The sequence below is a fragment of the Synechocystis sp. FACHB-908 genome, assembly GCF_014698595.1.
Classification (GTDB): Bacteria; Cyanobacteriota; Cyanobacteriia; order Cyanobacteriales; family Microcystaceae; genus Synechocystis.
Genome location: NZ_JACJTH010000011.1, coordinates 216320 through 230424, shown reverse-complemented (window position 1 = coordinate 230424; position 14105 = coordinate 216320). Strand labels below are relative to the sequence as shown.

At 47.2% G+C, this 14105-nt stretch carries 14 protein-coding genes; 4 read left to right on the top strand and 10 right to left on the bottom strand.

Features of this window, described 5'->3' with window-relative positions:
- Window positions 1–67: 67 nt before the first annotated feature.
- From H6G46_RS04155 to H6G46_RS04135, 5 genes are read right to left on the bottom strand one after another with little or no spacing between them, the layout of a single operon-like run.
- A complete protein-coding gene (locus tag H6G46_RS04155) occupies window positions 68–922 on the bottom strand; it encodes an energy-coupling factor ABC transporter ATP-binding protein (protein WP_010873609.1) in 855 nt (284 codons plus the stop codon).
- Window positions 844–1617 (bottom strand): cobalt ECF transporter T component CbiQ, encoded by a 774-nt coding sequence (gene cbiQ / locus H6G46_RS04150; RefSeq protein ID WP_010873610.1) that lies wholly within the window; start codon window positions 1615–1617, stop codon window positions 844–846. The genes H6G46_RS04155 and cbiQ overlap by 79 nt, the downstream gene beginning before the upstream one ends.
- A 2-nt stretch (window positions 1618–1619) precedes the next feature.
- Window positions 1620–2264 (bottom strand): cobalt transporter CbiM, encoded by a 645-nt coding sequence (gene cbiM, locus H6G46_RS04145; protein ID WP_010873611.1) that lies wholly within the window; start codon window positions 2262–2264, stop codon window positions 1620–1622.
- A complete protein-coding gene (locus H6G46_RS04140; RefSeq protein WP_010873612.1) occupies window positions 2265–2795 on the bottom strand; it encodes a carboxypeptidase-like regulatory domain-containing protein in 531 nt (176 codons plus the stop codon).
- A 5-nt stretch (window positions 2796–2800) separates the two neighbouring features.
- Window positions 2801–3685: a hypothetical protein gene (locus tag H6G46_RS04135; RefSeq protein WP_010873613.1), complete on the bottom strand. Its 885-nt coding sequence runs from the start codon at window positions 3683–3685 to the stop codon at window positions 2801–2803.
- Between the two features lie 474 nt (window positions 3686–4159).
- Here H6G46_RS04135 and H6G46_RS04130 point away from each other — a divergent pair, with 474 nt between their 5' ends.
- Window positions 4160–4315: a hypothetical protein gene (locus tag H6G46_RS04130; protein WP_010873614.1), complete on the top strand. Its 156-nt coding sequence runs from the start codon at window positions 4160–4162 to the stop codon at window positions 4313–4315.
- 349 nt (window positions 4316–4664) lie between these two features.
- Here H6G46_RS04130 and H6G46_RS04125 read toward each other — a convergent pair whose 3' ends face one another.
- Window positions 4665–4943 carry a hypothetical protein gene (locus tag H6G46_RS04125; RefSeq protein WP_199303419.1) on the bottom strand — a complete coding sequence of 93 codons (279 nt, stop codon included), beginning with the start codon at window positions 4941–4943 and terminating at the stop codon, window positions 4665–4667.
- A 145-nt stretch (window positions 4944–5088) separates the two neighbouring features.
- On the opposite strand from H6G46_RS04125, the gene H6G46_RS04120 reads away from it, so the two are divergent.
- A complete protein-coding gene (locus H6G46_RS04120; RefSeq protein ID WP_010873616.1) occupies window positions 5089–5376 on the top strand; it encodes a hypothetical protein in 288 nt (95 codons plus the stop codon).
- Window positions 5377–5690: 314 nt separating this feature from the next.
- On the opposite strand, the gene H6G46_RS04115 is transcribed toward H6G46_RS04120, so the two are convergent.
- Window positions 5691–6788 (bottom strand): glycosyltransferase family 1 protein, encoded by a 1098-nt coding sequence (locus tag H6G46_RS04115; RefSeq protein ID WP_010873617.1) that lies wholly within the window; start codon window positions 6786–6788, stop codon window positions 5691–5693.
- Between the two features lie 9 nt (window positions 6789–6797).
- Window positions 6798–7685: an acyl-ACP--UDP-N-acetylglucosamine O-acyltransferase gene (gene lpxA / locus H6G46_RS04110; protein ID WP_010873618.1), complete on the bottom strand. Its 888-nt coding sequence runs from the start codon at window positions 7683–7685 to the stop codon at window positions 6798–6800.
- Window positions 7686–7801: 116 nt separating this feature from the next.
- Here lpxA and H6G46_RS04105 point away from each other — a divergent pair, with 116 nt between their 5' ends.
- Window positions 7802–8395 (top strand): hypothetical protein, encoded by a 594-nt coding sequence (locus tag H6G46_RS04105; protein ID WP_020862103.1) that lies wholly within the window; start codon window positions 7802–7804, stop codon window positions 8393–8395.
- Window positions 8396–8608: 213 nt separating this feature from the next.
- Window positions 8609–9358, top strand: coding sequence for an alpha/beta hydrolase (locus H6G46_RS04100; protein ID WP_010873620.1), 750 nt, complete (start codon window positions 8609–8611; stop codon window positions 9356–9358).
- Between the two features lie 125 nt (window positions 9359–9483).
- Here the strand turns inward: H6G46_RS04100 and cobA are convergent, their stop codons facing one another.
- On the bottom strand, window positions 9484–10275 hold the full coding sequence (gene cobA, locus H6G46_RS04095; protein ID WP_010873621.1) for a uroporphyrinogen-III C-methyltransferase: 792 nt from the start codon (window positions 10273–10275) through the stop codon (window positions 9484–9486).
- 195 nt (window positions 10276–10470) lie between these two features.
- Complete coding sequence (mfd, locus tag H6G46_RS04090; protein WP_010873622.1) at window positions 10471–14070, bottom strand: transcription-repair coupling factor; 3600 nt, start codon at window positions 14068–14070, stop codon at window positions 10471–10473.
- Window positions 14071–14105: the final 35 nt, after the last annotated feature.

The following is a 14105-nucleotide window of genomic DNA, read 5'->3' as shown; positions in this document are numbered from 1 at the left end:
TCTATCTGATTATGCAGGAATTCTAGGAAGCCGGAGCTGAGCTTTCCCCACAGTTTGCTGATCGCCTTTAACGGAGAGAATAGGGTTTTTCCAGACCATGGCTTTCCATCAGGGTTTGGTCGGCCATAATTTCCTGGGCCGGGCCGTCGGCGACAATCTGCCCTTGGTCAATGATTATGACCCGGTTGCAGACTTCCAGCACAAATTCCAGATCGTGGGAGGAAATTAGTAACGTTTGCTGGAACTGCCCCAAAAAGTTAATCAACTGACGGCGGGCTTTAATATCCAGACTAGCGGTGGGTTCATCACAGAGTAAAATTTTCGGGGCCATGGCTAACAAACCGGCGATCGCCACCATTTGCTTTTCCCCCCCGGATAAATGTTGGGGTAGACGATCTAACAAAGAAGTAATGCCAGTTAACTCCGCCGCTTGGTTAACCCTCTCCGTCACTTGAGCCGGGGATAAGCCCATATTTTGTGGCCCAAAGGCAATGTCATCCCAAACGGAGGTAGCAAATAGTTGGTCTGTGGGATTTTGAAACAGGAAACCCACTTCAGGCAAAAATTTTCCCGCTTCCAGGGCCTGGCCCAATAACTGGATGGTGCCAGCGCTAGCTTTTAACAGTCCGCAAAGCAGTAAAAATAAGGTAGTTTTGCCACAACCGTTATGGCCAATAATGCCTAGCCTTTCCCCTGGGGCGACTTGCCAAGCTAAATTGTTTAGTACTGGAGTTTGTCCGCCATAGGCAAAGGATAATTCCCGCACCCTAATTGCCGGTGGTATGGGTGACTTAATTGCTTCCTTTTCTTGGCTCCGGTCCATGGCCCGCACATTGGTTCCCGTCACAGGCTCACCTCCGCCACCACAAAACCAACGGCGATCGCCAATACGATTACCGTTAAACCTAAACCCGTTGAACATTTTCCCTCCGTCCTAGGGCTAGGCTGGGGAGATACAGCTTGGCCATAACCCCGCAGGACCATGGCCTGGTAAACCCGTTGGGACTGTTCATAACTCCGTAGTAAAAGATTGCCCAACAAAAAAGCCCACTGTTGTATTGATCGCCGTTTTTGCTGTTGTTGTCCTAGGCCCCGCAGTTGCATTGCTTGGTGCATGGTACGGAAAGTATTACCAATGTCATAGAGGTAACGGTAAGCCAATAGGGCCATATCTGCCATCAGGGGAGGCAAACCTAAACGGCGCAGGGAATTAACCATGGTTAAAAAAGGAGTGGTGCCAAAGAGAATAAAACCCAGGGTAAGAATGGAGAAAAACCTTCCCGCAATGAGCACCATAGCCGTCAATCCTTCCTGACGAATGGTGAGCCAGCCCCACTGCCCCAGCACTGTTTCCCCACTGACAAAGGGGAGGAGAATAACCGCTGTGAGAATAAATAAACCGGGGTAACTCAACCGTTGCAGTAAAAAACTCAGGGGTAAGCCAGACAACCAATAAAGCAAGACAGTGACGCTCACCATGGGCACCATTAACCAAGCTTGCTGCACCATGGCCAAAGCAAACATCAACGCCATCAGACTAAACAGTTTTTGTCGAGGCTCCCAACCATGAATTGGCGATCGCCCAGGCACATAGGTTTCCAACGTCATTAAACCCATTGCTAACTCTCCAGTAATTCCGGTTTAGTCCGTTGCAGAAACAAAACCACCAGGGCAGTGAATATGCCTTCTAGCACAATCAGAGGTACATGGCCCAACGCCAGCACCATAATCGCTCGGCGCTCAGCGGTGGCATCCAAACCCGTCGGTAAACTGGTGACAGTGAGGGCAATGAAAATTAGCACCGTTAAGGCTAAACCACTGCTACCCCCCAAAAAAGCAGCAATGCCCATGGCCCAGCGCTCCGGCAGAAACTTTTCTAGCCCATGGCGCAGTTGAAAAATATGATAGGCCGCCAACGTTGGCAAACCCATCAAAACACCATTAATACCCAAGGTGGTCAGCCCCCCATGGCCCACCATCAAAGCTTGGAAAAAGAGGCCAATTAAAATGGCTGGCAGAGCAAAATAGCCCAGCATTACCCCCAACAGACCGTTGAGAATTAGGTGGACACTCACCGGCGGCAGGGGAATATAGATAGAGGAAGCAACAAAAAAAGCTGCGGTCAGCAAAGATGCTTTGGGAATATTTTCCTGGGCATGGCCTTGACGATTAATTTGCCGCAGACAGTACCAAGTGGCTAACCCCGTCACTGCATAGCCCCCGGCCACGATCTGGGGTGGCAATAGACCATCGGGAATGTGCATCTAGGCCCTGCCCTCACCTTTGCTTCTGCTGAAAAATAGGGCAGTACCCACAAAACCCCAAATTACGGCCCCTAAAGTGATACCCCGTTGAATGGGAGATAGGGCAGCATTGGCATCCGGTACAGAGGCTACGGTAATTTCTGGAGTGCCTTGGTTGACACTAGAAGTAAGGGCATTGGCTGTATCGGTGCTATCAACCGCTGTTGTTTCTGGTTGCCAAGGTATGGTGATCATATTTCCGTGGCCCCCTTGCCGCACTGCCACTTCCCAATTGCCAGGGCGATCGCCTGCTGGAGTAAAAATAAATTTGCCCTCTTTGTCAGTAACCCCCGTTAACCAAGGTTCAGTGGAATTATTCGGGGCATAGACTAATACTTGGGCTTCGGCCATGGGTTGCCCGGAGTCATAATGGGCCGCCACGGCGATCGCCGCCACCGAATGATGTTCCACTTTAACTCCGTGGGCAAGGACGGAGACCGTCTGGGTAAGTATGCCTCCCGCTAAACAAAATAGAGCTAGGTTAAATTTCATCGGATTTACAGGTTGAAGGAAGTGATGGTGGTGAATGCCTTGGTTTGTCGGCAATGGCCTTCCCCCACATGGCCAAGGTTGGCTAAAACTTGTAAAAAGGTTTGATAATCTGCCGCCCCTAATCGAGCTTGCAAGTCCTGACTATTGAGATCAATGCCCTTTTCCCCGGCCAGGGCTGCTAGGGGATCAAAGCCAAAAGCACTAAGGTTAATGTCGCTATCGACGGGTTCTTGTCCGTCCCCAAATAAATGATCTAAATGAAAGGTGGCTTCCAAGTCTGCCTTGCCGCCAGCGGTGAGAATTCCCTTACGTTCATCGCCCACAAAATCACCGCAGACAAAACCCAACTCCTTCTTTACCCCTAGTTTGAATGGAATAGTCTGACCATCTTTAGTGGCCATTCCCTCCAGTAAAATTGAGTAACCTTGGGCTGGGCCTTCTGTGGCCAAGGGCATTTGCCAAGATAAAGCGTTAAATTTCCCCGCTGGAGCCGGAGTTTCCCCCACTAAAACCGTTTCTGCATCTTTTCCCGTCATTGCTAAGTCCACCACTGTAGGTCCTGGCATGGCGATCGCCACGGCGGTTTCCGGCAATGAAGCATCCGTGCTGGCATCAAAGGCCGACCCTACCTGGTAAGCATTAATGTCCGCCAGGGAAACATAAACGTGATTAAAGTCCAGAACCCAGCCATCCTTGGTGGTCAGACCTTCCCGGGCCCGTTCTTCTCCGTTGGCTCGCACCGTTAAAGTGCCTTGATTTGCCGAGGGAGAGGCGTTCATTTCCGGGGAGGAAAGATTTTCACCACCACAGCCCGATAGCAATACGAATAGCAATGATACTAAAGACCACCCACTTTTAAATGGCGATCGCATACTTTTCCTTGGAGGCACAAACAACGCTCCTAATGTTTTCTTCCCATGGTCAAAGGTAAAAAAATTTATTCAACATTGGAAAAATTAAAAGCACAATTTCTACTTAACCTTGGCCGCTTGAAAAGTACAATACCCTCTGGGGGGAAGGGGGATATGGATTTAACCATTATTTCTTGACAGTACAGCAGGGCAGTTGGACAAACCAAAAGTTATTTAAAACCAAGACCAATGGGGAAGCTCGAAACTTCTTATCGCACCGGACTTCCAGGGGAAGAGTTTAGACCGCGATCTCTATTCCTAAGGGTAGATTTTGCCCACGGTGGAAAAACCGCTTTTTCCCAGGCTAATGCCTCTTCCGTTCGGATTCCTGCCATACATTTTTGTTAACTTCAGTAACAATAGATACCGTTCTGGAAATTACCTATAATTTTATGTTATGTTGAATGTAAATCTAAATGTAAGTTTTTCACTGCCTTTCGGAGGGTAGAAGTAATGAATAATCGTAAACGTGTTTTGACTCAAACGGCGATCGCCCACAAAGAAACCCTGCGTCAAAACCTCCAGCACCGTTTAGAGCGGGCACGGGCCGCCGGCAATCAGTCCTTAGTTAGTCAATTGGAAGCAGAAGCTGCTTATCTCCACCTGTAAGTTTCCACAAGAATAAGCTCAAAGAATGTCAACAAGAGAGTTGACTGCCAGTTGAGACAAAGTTTGCAAGAAATTTCTAGAGTTAATGGCGATTTATCCCCGAGATAGGTCGCCTTTTTGCTGGGATCCGCACTACTGACAGCCTGCCCAGGGAAATATTATTTGAACTTTAACCGCCTGATGGTTTTCTAAAAATTTTGAGCATCAAACTTTAACAGATCTTAAGTCATCATGAGAGCTTTCTGCTCTTTAAAAAAACGCTCAATGTTCTCCCCATAGGGGGGGATGATGGACCATCCTTTGCTCAGTTCAGACCGAAGTGGAAACTCTTTGCCCTTGGCACAGATAATCACTCAAACTTTTCGGGGCAGACCTGCCGGGAAAACTCGTCCCAACTTTTTAATAACTCGGCTTCGGTATTTTTTCCGATAGTATCCAAGAGCAGCATAGGAAATAGATGTAGTTGTCGATGGCGATTAAAAGCATCCATTGCCGCCTGACTTGCTTGGCCACGGGCCACCTCTAGGACCGCCTGACTGCCGCAAATGGTTTCCGCATAGACATTTATCGCCAGTGTCTGATTGAAGTTATCCGGAAATTCGAGGGGCTGGAAAAACGCAAACAACATCACACCAGATTATCTCCCAGGCAGAATAACTTTAGACAATTCCAAACTTAAATCAAGACTTTATGTTAACTATCTTAAAATACTAGATAGAAAAATTTAAGTAGCGGATATAATTATTTTGCGATCAAACATTGGGGGATAAACCATGAAGGTATTACATTTGGCGCTGATGGCAACTTTCTCTGTGGTTTATGCAACCGTTGCTGTCGCCGTTCCCATTACCTACTATGGTCAAAAAGGCGAATATACCGTGGACTACGAAGCGGGAACCTACCGAGGCTGTGTTTACGGGACAGGATGTATTAAATTAGGCCGCAATCGCAAGGCCGGCATTTCGACCTGGAAAAATGGAGATTATACTTACTCAATTAATGACGACACAGTGGAGGTTTACTTAAAAGGTAAATTAATTTTTAAAGATACATTTAATTGAAATTAATCCCTCCATTTATTTTCTTCGATAATAGTTTTATTGTTGTGAACGATGTATGGAGTGCCGTATTTGATCAAGCATTTGGCATCACTATTTTGGAGAGTATAGACAAAAACTATTTTGGCCTCACGCTATTACCGCAATTTCTATTAATAAACTTCCCCTTCTGTTAATGGAATTATCCGTGTTGGTGTTAACCCCTATGTCGGTGGCATTATCGGTTATGAAACGTTTTTTGCCGTTAAAATCAGATTGGTCTGAACCGGTCGCCCAATTGCCAGTAGCAGTTCGTCAGGGGATTAGGTTGCCCTCATCTAAAGATACTTTGCCAATACTTCCCTAGTTAAATGTCCAGTTTTTTCCCAGGAAAATTCCCTTGCTCTGGCTAAGCTCTGTTGTTGTAACTGCTGACACAACCGGCGATCTTTCCACACCTGCTCCATAGCTTGATAAATCTCTTTAATACTGTAGGGATCGACCAATAGAACGGCATCTCCTCCCACTTCTGGTAAGGACGAGACGGAAGAGGTAATTACCGCCGTGCCACAGGCCATGGCTTCCAGCACTGGAAAACCAAATCCTTCCCATAAAGAGGGAAACACCAAGGCGATCGCCTGGCGATAAAGTTGTCGCAGTTGGTCATAGCTAACGTAGTCTAAACAATGTACCTCTGTCCCAACCCCCAATTCTGTCGCCAAGGCCATTAATTTGGGAGTGTAACGGCGATCGGTAGGACCGGCCAAAATTAACTCAATATCTTGGCTGTTGGTATTTTGCACAAATCGAGCAAAGGCTTGAATCAGCCGCCCCACATTTTTGTGCGGATCGTGGCGGCCCACAAAGAGAAAGTAGGGCTTTTTCCTTGGGGCTAAATTATCCTGTCCCGGTTGAAAATGTTCCCGGTCATAGCCCAAGGCGATCGCCGTAATTTTACTGGCGGGAATTTGGAAATAGTCCACCACATCATCGGCTGTGGCTTGGGAATTACACAAAATATGTTCCGCTTGCCCCAGCACCAACGGCAAATAAAACTTGCAATAGCTAGTCAGGGGAGATTTCCAGTTGGGAAACCGGAGGGGAATCAAATCATGCACCATCACCACTGTGCGACAATCGGCCCAAAGTGGAGCTTCCGGGATGGGGGAAAAAAGCAAAGAACCTTTTAATTGTCGGTAAAGTTCTGGTAGCTGAAACTGGGTCCAAACTAAGCGATTAAAATGGCCCCGACTGCCCTGGGCTGGGGTGAGATTATTCGGCACAGTTTGGCAGGGAAACTCCGCCACCAACTGGGAAGTTAGTAATGTTGGCTTGAGGGGTTTGAGATGGGGAAAAACATTACTGGCATAGACACTCAACCCCGTCGGTTGGGCCAGCAGAAAAGAAAGATTTACTAATAAATGGGAGCCGGTCATGGCACTGACCTATTTTTTGCCGGGGATGGGGCCCCGTCGCCCTTGGTCGTAGCTAGATTTCTGCAAAAAGCATTGGAAATGTTGCACGTAGGGATGGGCGGCCGATCGCCCTAATTCTTCCAAGGCCTGTTGGTAGGGGGTGTCAGAACGATAAATTAACCGAAAAGCTTGTTTTAACGCACTCAAATCCTCCGCCGACATACCGGAACGTTGCAGGCCGATTAAGTTTAAAGAACGCACCCGAGAAGGATTACCTTCAACAATGGTAAAAGGAGGCACATCCCGTTCAATGCGACTCATGCCCCCCACCATGGCCAAGCGACCAATGTGGACAAATTGGTGCACTCCTAAAACGCCGCTGATTCTTGCCTGGGATTCAATATAAATGTGCCCTGCCAAAGCTACGGAGTTGGCAATAATTACTTCGTTTTCGATCACACAATTGTGGGCCACATGAGCATAGGCCATCAGCAAATTGCGATCGCCGATGCGGGTCACTGCTCCTTCTTCCGTAGCCCGGTTAATGGTGACGTATTCCCGAATTTGGTTATCGTTGCCGATTTTGACCCAACTTTCTCCCCCCTTATATTTCAAATCCTGGGGTTCACAACCGATCACTGCACCGGGAAAAATTCGATTGCCCGTACCAATTTCCGTGGGGCCTTCCACCACCACATGGGGACCAATGACCGTATTAGCTCCAATGGTGACTTTCTCTCCAATCACACTAAAAGCCCCCACCTGAACTGTGGCGTGTAACTGGGCTTGGGGATGGATGATGGCCGTTGGATGGATAGATGGGGACAAGGTCGCTTCTCCCAAGCGGTTATCAGTCAACATTAATCTCTCGGAATGGGGGATAATCGGAGCAGGGACAAGGGCAAATAACTTCCCCATAGATTAGCAGGCATTGTACCCCTGGAGTGACCCCCGGTGGCTTGATCTTCTCTGCAACTCTGACTACAATCCAGTGGTCTGGTGATGGTGTCAATTTCGTCTTGGTGTTAACCCGTATGCTTAGCTCTATCGGTTCTAACGGCTCTAAACATAGCTTTAAAAATTATTTCCAACAACTCCGTCGTCCCTTTGCTCCCATTGGTTGTGGCCTGTTGATGGCCAGCGGTATGGTTTTTGCCCCGATCGCCGCCGTGGCTGGGGACTGGAACCAGTTTGATGTTTGTGTGACGGAACTGAAAAGAAACGGAGTTAGTGATGATGCGGCCGCTTCTGGTTGCTCCCAGGCGATTATTCCCAAGGAAATGTCCCAATGCGTCAACATGATCAGCCGTAACACCAACATTACTGGCATTGTGGCTCTGCAATCCTGTTTTCAAGTGCGTCGCCCGGTGGATTTGGGTAATTGTGTAGTGGATATTGACCGGGGCGTAGTGGGACGGAACCGTTCCCCCGAAGGGGAAGATGTCACCATGGCGGCCCTCAATAGCTGTCGCCAAAGTTTACTGCCAGGTCGCCATTCGGAATGTGTGCTGGCCCTGAGTCGGGAAGTTTCCGATTTCACTCCCCAAAAAGCGATGAATACCTGCCTAGCCGCAGAGGATTTCCCCCGGGATCTTTTCCCTGCCTACAGTGAAACCCAACCAAATTAGGAGAGCTTTAAATTAACCTTCAATGCCAGTCTGGCTAAAAAACTTAATTTCTCAAGAAAATCTCAATAAAACCTTGGATAGTTTGGGAAAGACTTTGAATATAGTTTTCCCAAGCTTTCTAGTAACATCCAGCCAAATTGACAATACCTATTTATTCAAGGCATGGTCTATAAAGACTAAGCTAACCTGTTACTTATTCAGCTTTCCCTGAAAATGAGCCAATCACCAATTCTGTTTTTCCAGCATGGTATGGGTGAAAGCAATCAAAATATGCAAATTTTGGCGGGAAGAGTTGCTTCAGAAAACGCATATGTTGTTGTTCCTAACTTAAACCTGCTCACTACTTTTTTAAATCTTGATCCCCTCATTGAAGTAGTGGAACGCTCTGCAAGTGAGACTCTGAATGATTTTCCTCAATCTACTTTCAGTGTGGTCGGCTTTTCCATGGGGGGCATTCTTTGGGTGGAAGTTTTATCTAGAAATCCATCTTGGCTAGAACGCTTAGATGCCTTGGTTTTAATAGGTTCACCAATCCAAGGAGCATCTTTGGCAAGAACAGTAGATCTGTTTGGTTGGGGGATTGGTATTGCTCAAGAGTTGGGACGCAATCGTCAATATTTAGCGGAAAAAATCACACAAAAGATACCAACTTTAGTGATTGCCGGAAGTGTTAATGGTGGTGGTGATGGTGTTATTCCTATCGAGTCAACCAGGCTAAATGGTACTCATTTTTTTACACGGAACAATGTAAAGCATCAAGATCTACCTATAGATCTAATCATCGGTGAAAAAGTTAAGTCGTTTTTATTACATCCATATCTAATTCCATCTGAGAATTCTAGAATAACCCGATTAATTGATCATTTTGAGCATGTAGAAGGAATGACACCGGCTGACGAAAGAGATTTTCCAAGAGCAACCATTAGCCATACATTCTCTGACGGTATTACCCTGCGAGAGTGAGTCAATCCTGTGGGTGTTAGGCATATTTTTATTGCAGATGTAACCGGCAAATGTCAATTTTCTGGCTTTACTGGATGGGTACATAATAAAGCCCTTAAAAGAGCCATCTTGGTAGCACAGAATTTTTAATTGACACCGCCCAGTATAGGTGCCAATTGCTGACGGAGATTAGCCGGATAATTAACCACTGCCCCGATGACCACGATCGCCGGGGCTTGAAAATTTTCTACTTCAATCTGGGCCAAAATGGTGGCAAAAGTGCCAACTAGTTTCTGTTGTTCTGGACAGGTTCCCCAACGAATTAGGGCAATGGGAGTATCTTCCCCCAACCCCGCCAGCATTAACTGGGGCAAAATGGTGGCCAAACTGTACACCCCCATATAAATCACAATGGTTTCCGAGCCCTTGGCGATCGCCGCCCAATTGACTTCAGGCCGATATTTTCCCGCCGATTCATGGCCCGTGACAAAGGTGACGGAGGAACTGTAAGCCCGATGGGTGAGGGGAATTTGAGCGTAGGCAGGGGCAGCAATGCCCGCTGTAATGCCCGGTACCACTTCCACCTCAATGCCAGCTTTGACTAGGTCTTCCATCTCTTCCCCCCCCCGGCCAAAAATAAATGGATCTCCCCCTTTCAAGCGCACCACCACGGCGTGTTTTTCAGCTAATTGCGCCAATAACTGTGTAGTTTCTGACTGTAATTTGGTGTGTCTGCCCCTCCTTTTGCCTGCATCAATCAATTCGGCTTGGGGATTAACCATAGCTAAAATAGCTGTACTCACCAAAGCGTCATAGACCACTGCTTCGGCATTTTCCAACAAAGTTTTACCCTTAACAGTTATCAAGCCAGGATCCCCAGGCCCCGCTCCAACTAAATACACTTTGCCCATCAATCCGTTTTGCAACCTAACAACCACCCTTTGTAGAAATTATAGAGATAGAAAAATATTCAACAGTTTTTAGAGCCTGTTTTAAAAGCCCCTCTGGCCCCTCAAATTAGGAGGAATACTGAGTGAAAGTCCCCCATTATTGGGGAATTTAGGGGGCGGAATAAAACTTTTTAAACACGTTCTTACGTCATTCACGTCAAATTTTTAACATTTTACCAGAGGCTATTTACCCACTAAAGTTTCCATTTTTGTTTCTGGTAAAGCCCCTTGCATCTTGCCAAACCAGTCAATTAAATTATCCATTTGCTTAGCTGGGGCCAACACTCCTAAACCCCGCACCACCACTTTTTTGGCACTGTAAACAAAGCGGGACTGGAGATGATTGGGTAAATTTTCCGCTAATAATTTCCAAGCGGGTTCCTCCATGGGCGTTTCCAAGACAAGATTTTGTTTACCCTCCACTTTAATGCGAGAAAAGCCTAAGGATTTGGCTAAATGCTTGAGCTTAACCACTTTAAATAATTCCTCCACCGGACTTGGTAACATACCATACCGATCGCCCCAATCCAAGGCAATTTTCGGCAACTCATCAGTGGATTCAATGCTAGTAATGCGACGATAGGCGGCCATTTTTTCTTCTAAATCGGGAATGTAGTCGCTGGGAATAAAGGCAGTGAGAGGTAAATCTATTTGGGTATCTTCCACTTTGGGAATTTCCTGACCCTGGATTTCTTTAATGGCATCTTGCAACATCTCCATATAAAACTCATAACCGATCGCCTCCATTTGCCCCGATTGTTCTGCACCCAAAAGATTACCTACGCCCCGAATTTCCATATCCCTAGTGGCCAGTTGATAACCGGAACCAAGTTGGCTGAATTCTTGCAATGCCCGCAGTCTTAATCTAGCTTTTTCCGTTAACTGTTTTTGGTTAGGATAGAGCAACCAAGCATGGGCTTGAATACCCGATCGCCCTACCCGACCCCGCAGTTGATAAAGTTGGGCCAAGCCAAATTTTTGGGCATCTTCAACAATAATTGTGTTTACCCTGGGAATATCCAAACCAGCTTCGATGATAGTAGTACAAACTAAAATGTCCGCCTCACCATCATTGAAAGCTAACATAGTACTTTCCAACTCAGATTCCTCCATTTGACCATGACCAATGGCAATGCGAGCACTGGGCACCATTTGTCGCAGTTGTCCTCCCAATTCCTCAATACCTTCAATGCGAGGCACGACATAAAAAACCTGCCCACCCCGGTCTAGCTCGTTACGAATGGCGGTGCGAATTACTTCGGGATTGTAGGGAGATAAATGGGTTTTAATGGGGCGACGGGAAGGTGGCGGTGTGGTAATCAGACTCATTTCCCGAATGCCGGAAAGGGACATATAAAGGGTACGGGGAATGGGAGTTGCCGTTAGGGTTAATACATCTACTTCCGTTTTCAGGGTCTTAATTTTTTCCTTTTGGTTAACACCAAAGCGCTGTTCTTCGTCAATAACTAAAAGTCCTAAATCTTTAAATTTTACCGATGTACCTAATACCTGTTGGGTACCTACCACAATATCTAATTCACCACTTTTTAACTTGGCTAAAATCTCCTTTTTCTCCGAAGCAGTGCGAAAACGATTCAGTAAACCAATGGTGATGGGATAGGGAGCAAATCTTTCTTTAAGGGTGTGGTAATGCTGTTGGGTTAACACCGTGGTGGGAGCTAGTAAAGCCACCTGTTTATTGCCACTGGTCACGGCCTTAAAAATGGCCCGCACCGCCACTTCTGTTTTGCCAAAGCCCACATCCCCACACACTAATCTATCCATCGGGCGATCTCCTTCCAAATCCCTTTTCACATCCTGTACTGCTTTTAGTTGATCGGGGGTGGGTTGGTAGGGGAAAGAATCTTCCAATTCCTGTTGCCAGGGACTATCCGGCGGATAGGCATAACCCACCTGTTTTGCCCGCTTAGCATAAAGATTGAGCAAATCAACGGCCAATTTTTTAACTGCTTTGCGGACTTTATTTTTGGTGGCTTCCCACACTTTACCGCCCATTTTATGCAGTTCGGGAGGTCTAGTTCCCGTATGGCGAAAGCGGGATAAACTGTCCAAACTATCGGCGGGCACCCGCAAAATGCCGTCGGCATATTGGATCATTAAATATTCCCGATTAGCCAACGCATCCAACTTCAAAAATTTGCCAATGCCATGACTTTTGTGGACTACATAATCCCCAGGGGAAAGTTTATTAATGTCAACTTGTTTAGACGTAGCCCGTCGCCGTTTCCGCACATATTCCGGTGTAGCTAAAGCATGCTGACCAAATAATTCTCGATCCGTGACTAAAACTAAACGAAAGGTCGGTAAGATAAACCCTTCTAATTCCGCTAATCCTGAATACTTTAACGTCACCGCTGTCCGTTGAATCTGACTTTTTTCAATGGCAGGATAATCCCTCGGATTGGCAATAAATTGCACCGCACAATCATGTTCCTGCAACAAAGAAACAGTACGACTGGGCTGGGCTGAAATCAACCAAGTGCTGTATTGTCCCAACGTCAAACCGCTATAAATTTCCCGTTTCCCCCGTAAAATTTCTGCCAACTTAGCAAACTGGTGGGGCATGGTGGGGATGGGTCGAGCTGAAATATCTAAACTATCCCCATTCGCTTCGTGGATTTCTGACAGGGTAATGTATTGAAAATCTGTTTTTAGGCGATCGCCAAGGGCCGAAAAATTTCGATGTAATTGGGGTAAATTCGGTAACTGCAAAGCTGACCAATCCTGGGCCACCGCCTCAAACCACCGTTCACTGTGGGCCGCACATTGCTCTGGTTCATCCAGTACACAGACTGTTTCTGTCGGTAAATAATCTAATAAACAAGCCGGTTCAGTAAAGGCGAGACCCAAAAATCGCTGTAATCCCTCTTTGCCGAATAATTGCTCCGTTTCCGCATCTTCTCCCCAAGCAGAGAGATCAATGGCCTGGGCATTTAACGCCGGTTCGATCACCTGATCAAAACTGGTGGGGGTCAGCACCAAACCAGTTAAGTCATCCAAGGAACGCTGGCTAGCAGGATCAAACTCCCGGATTTTTTCCAACTCATCACCAAACCATTCCAGCCGCACCGGTAGCTCCGCCGACACTGGGAAAATATCAACAATATCCCCCCGCCGACTCCATTGCCCCTCTGTTTCCACCGTACTGCCACGCTCGTAGCCCAACCTCGCTAGGGTAAGCTCCAGACTTTTGCTATCCATCTCCTGACCGCGTCGTAGGGCCAAACAGTATTCCCGTAAGGTTGCCACCGGGGGTAAATGGGGCTGTAGGGCCTTTTCTGTAGCGACGATCGCCTTGCCCTTAACCTGATGGCCCTGGATTAATTCTGCCAACACCTGCATTTGTCCCCAAACCATTTCCGACTCTAGTCGCCCAGGGTCATAGGGGGAAGCTTCAGAAGTGGGGTAAAAATTAACGGTTTGCCAACCCATCAGTTCCAACTGGGCTGTCCAGCGCCCCGCTTCCTCCAACGTGGCAGTGATGACCAAAAGATTTTTCTCCAGGGACTGGGCCAAACTGGAAACGATTAGGCCTTTGGGTAACCGGGGTAGGCCACTGAGTTGCACATGGCCCCGCTTTTGCAATTTTTCCCGCAGGTCTTTGCTCAACGGTAAGGTTTGCAGATGGCGGAGTATGGAGGAAAAGGTCATTGGGTTCAGAGCAGAGGAGATACTAACAAATCTTAGCCTGTTCCCCAGCCCGACAGAATCCTTGTCCCTATTCCGATTGCCCTGTTTGAGGACAGCCCTAGGCTCAGCCATGGCCAATCATCCCTAGTAAGGTCGACCCCTAGGAA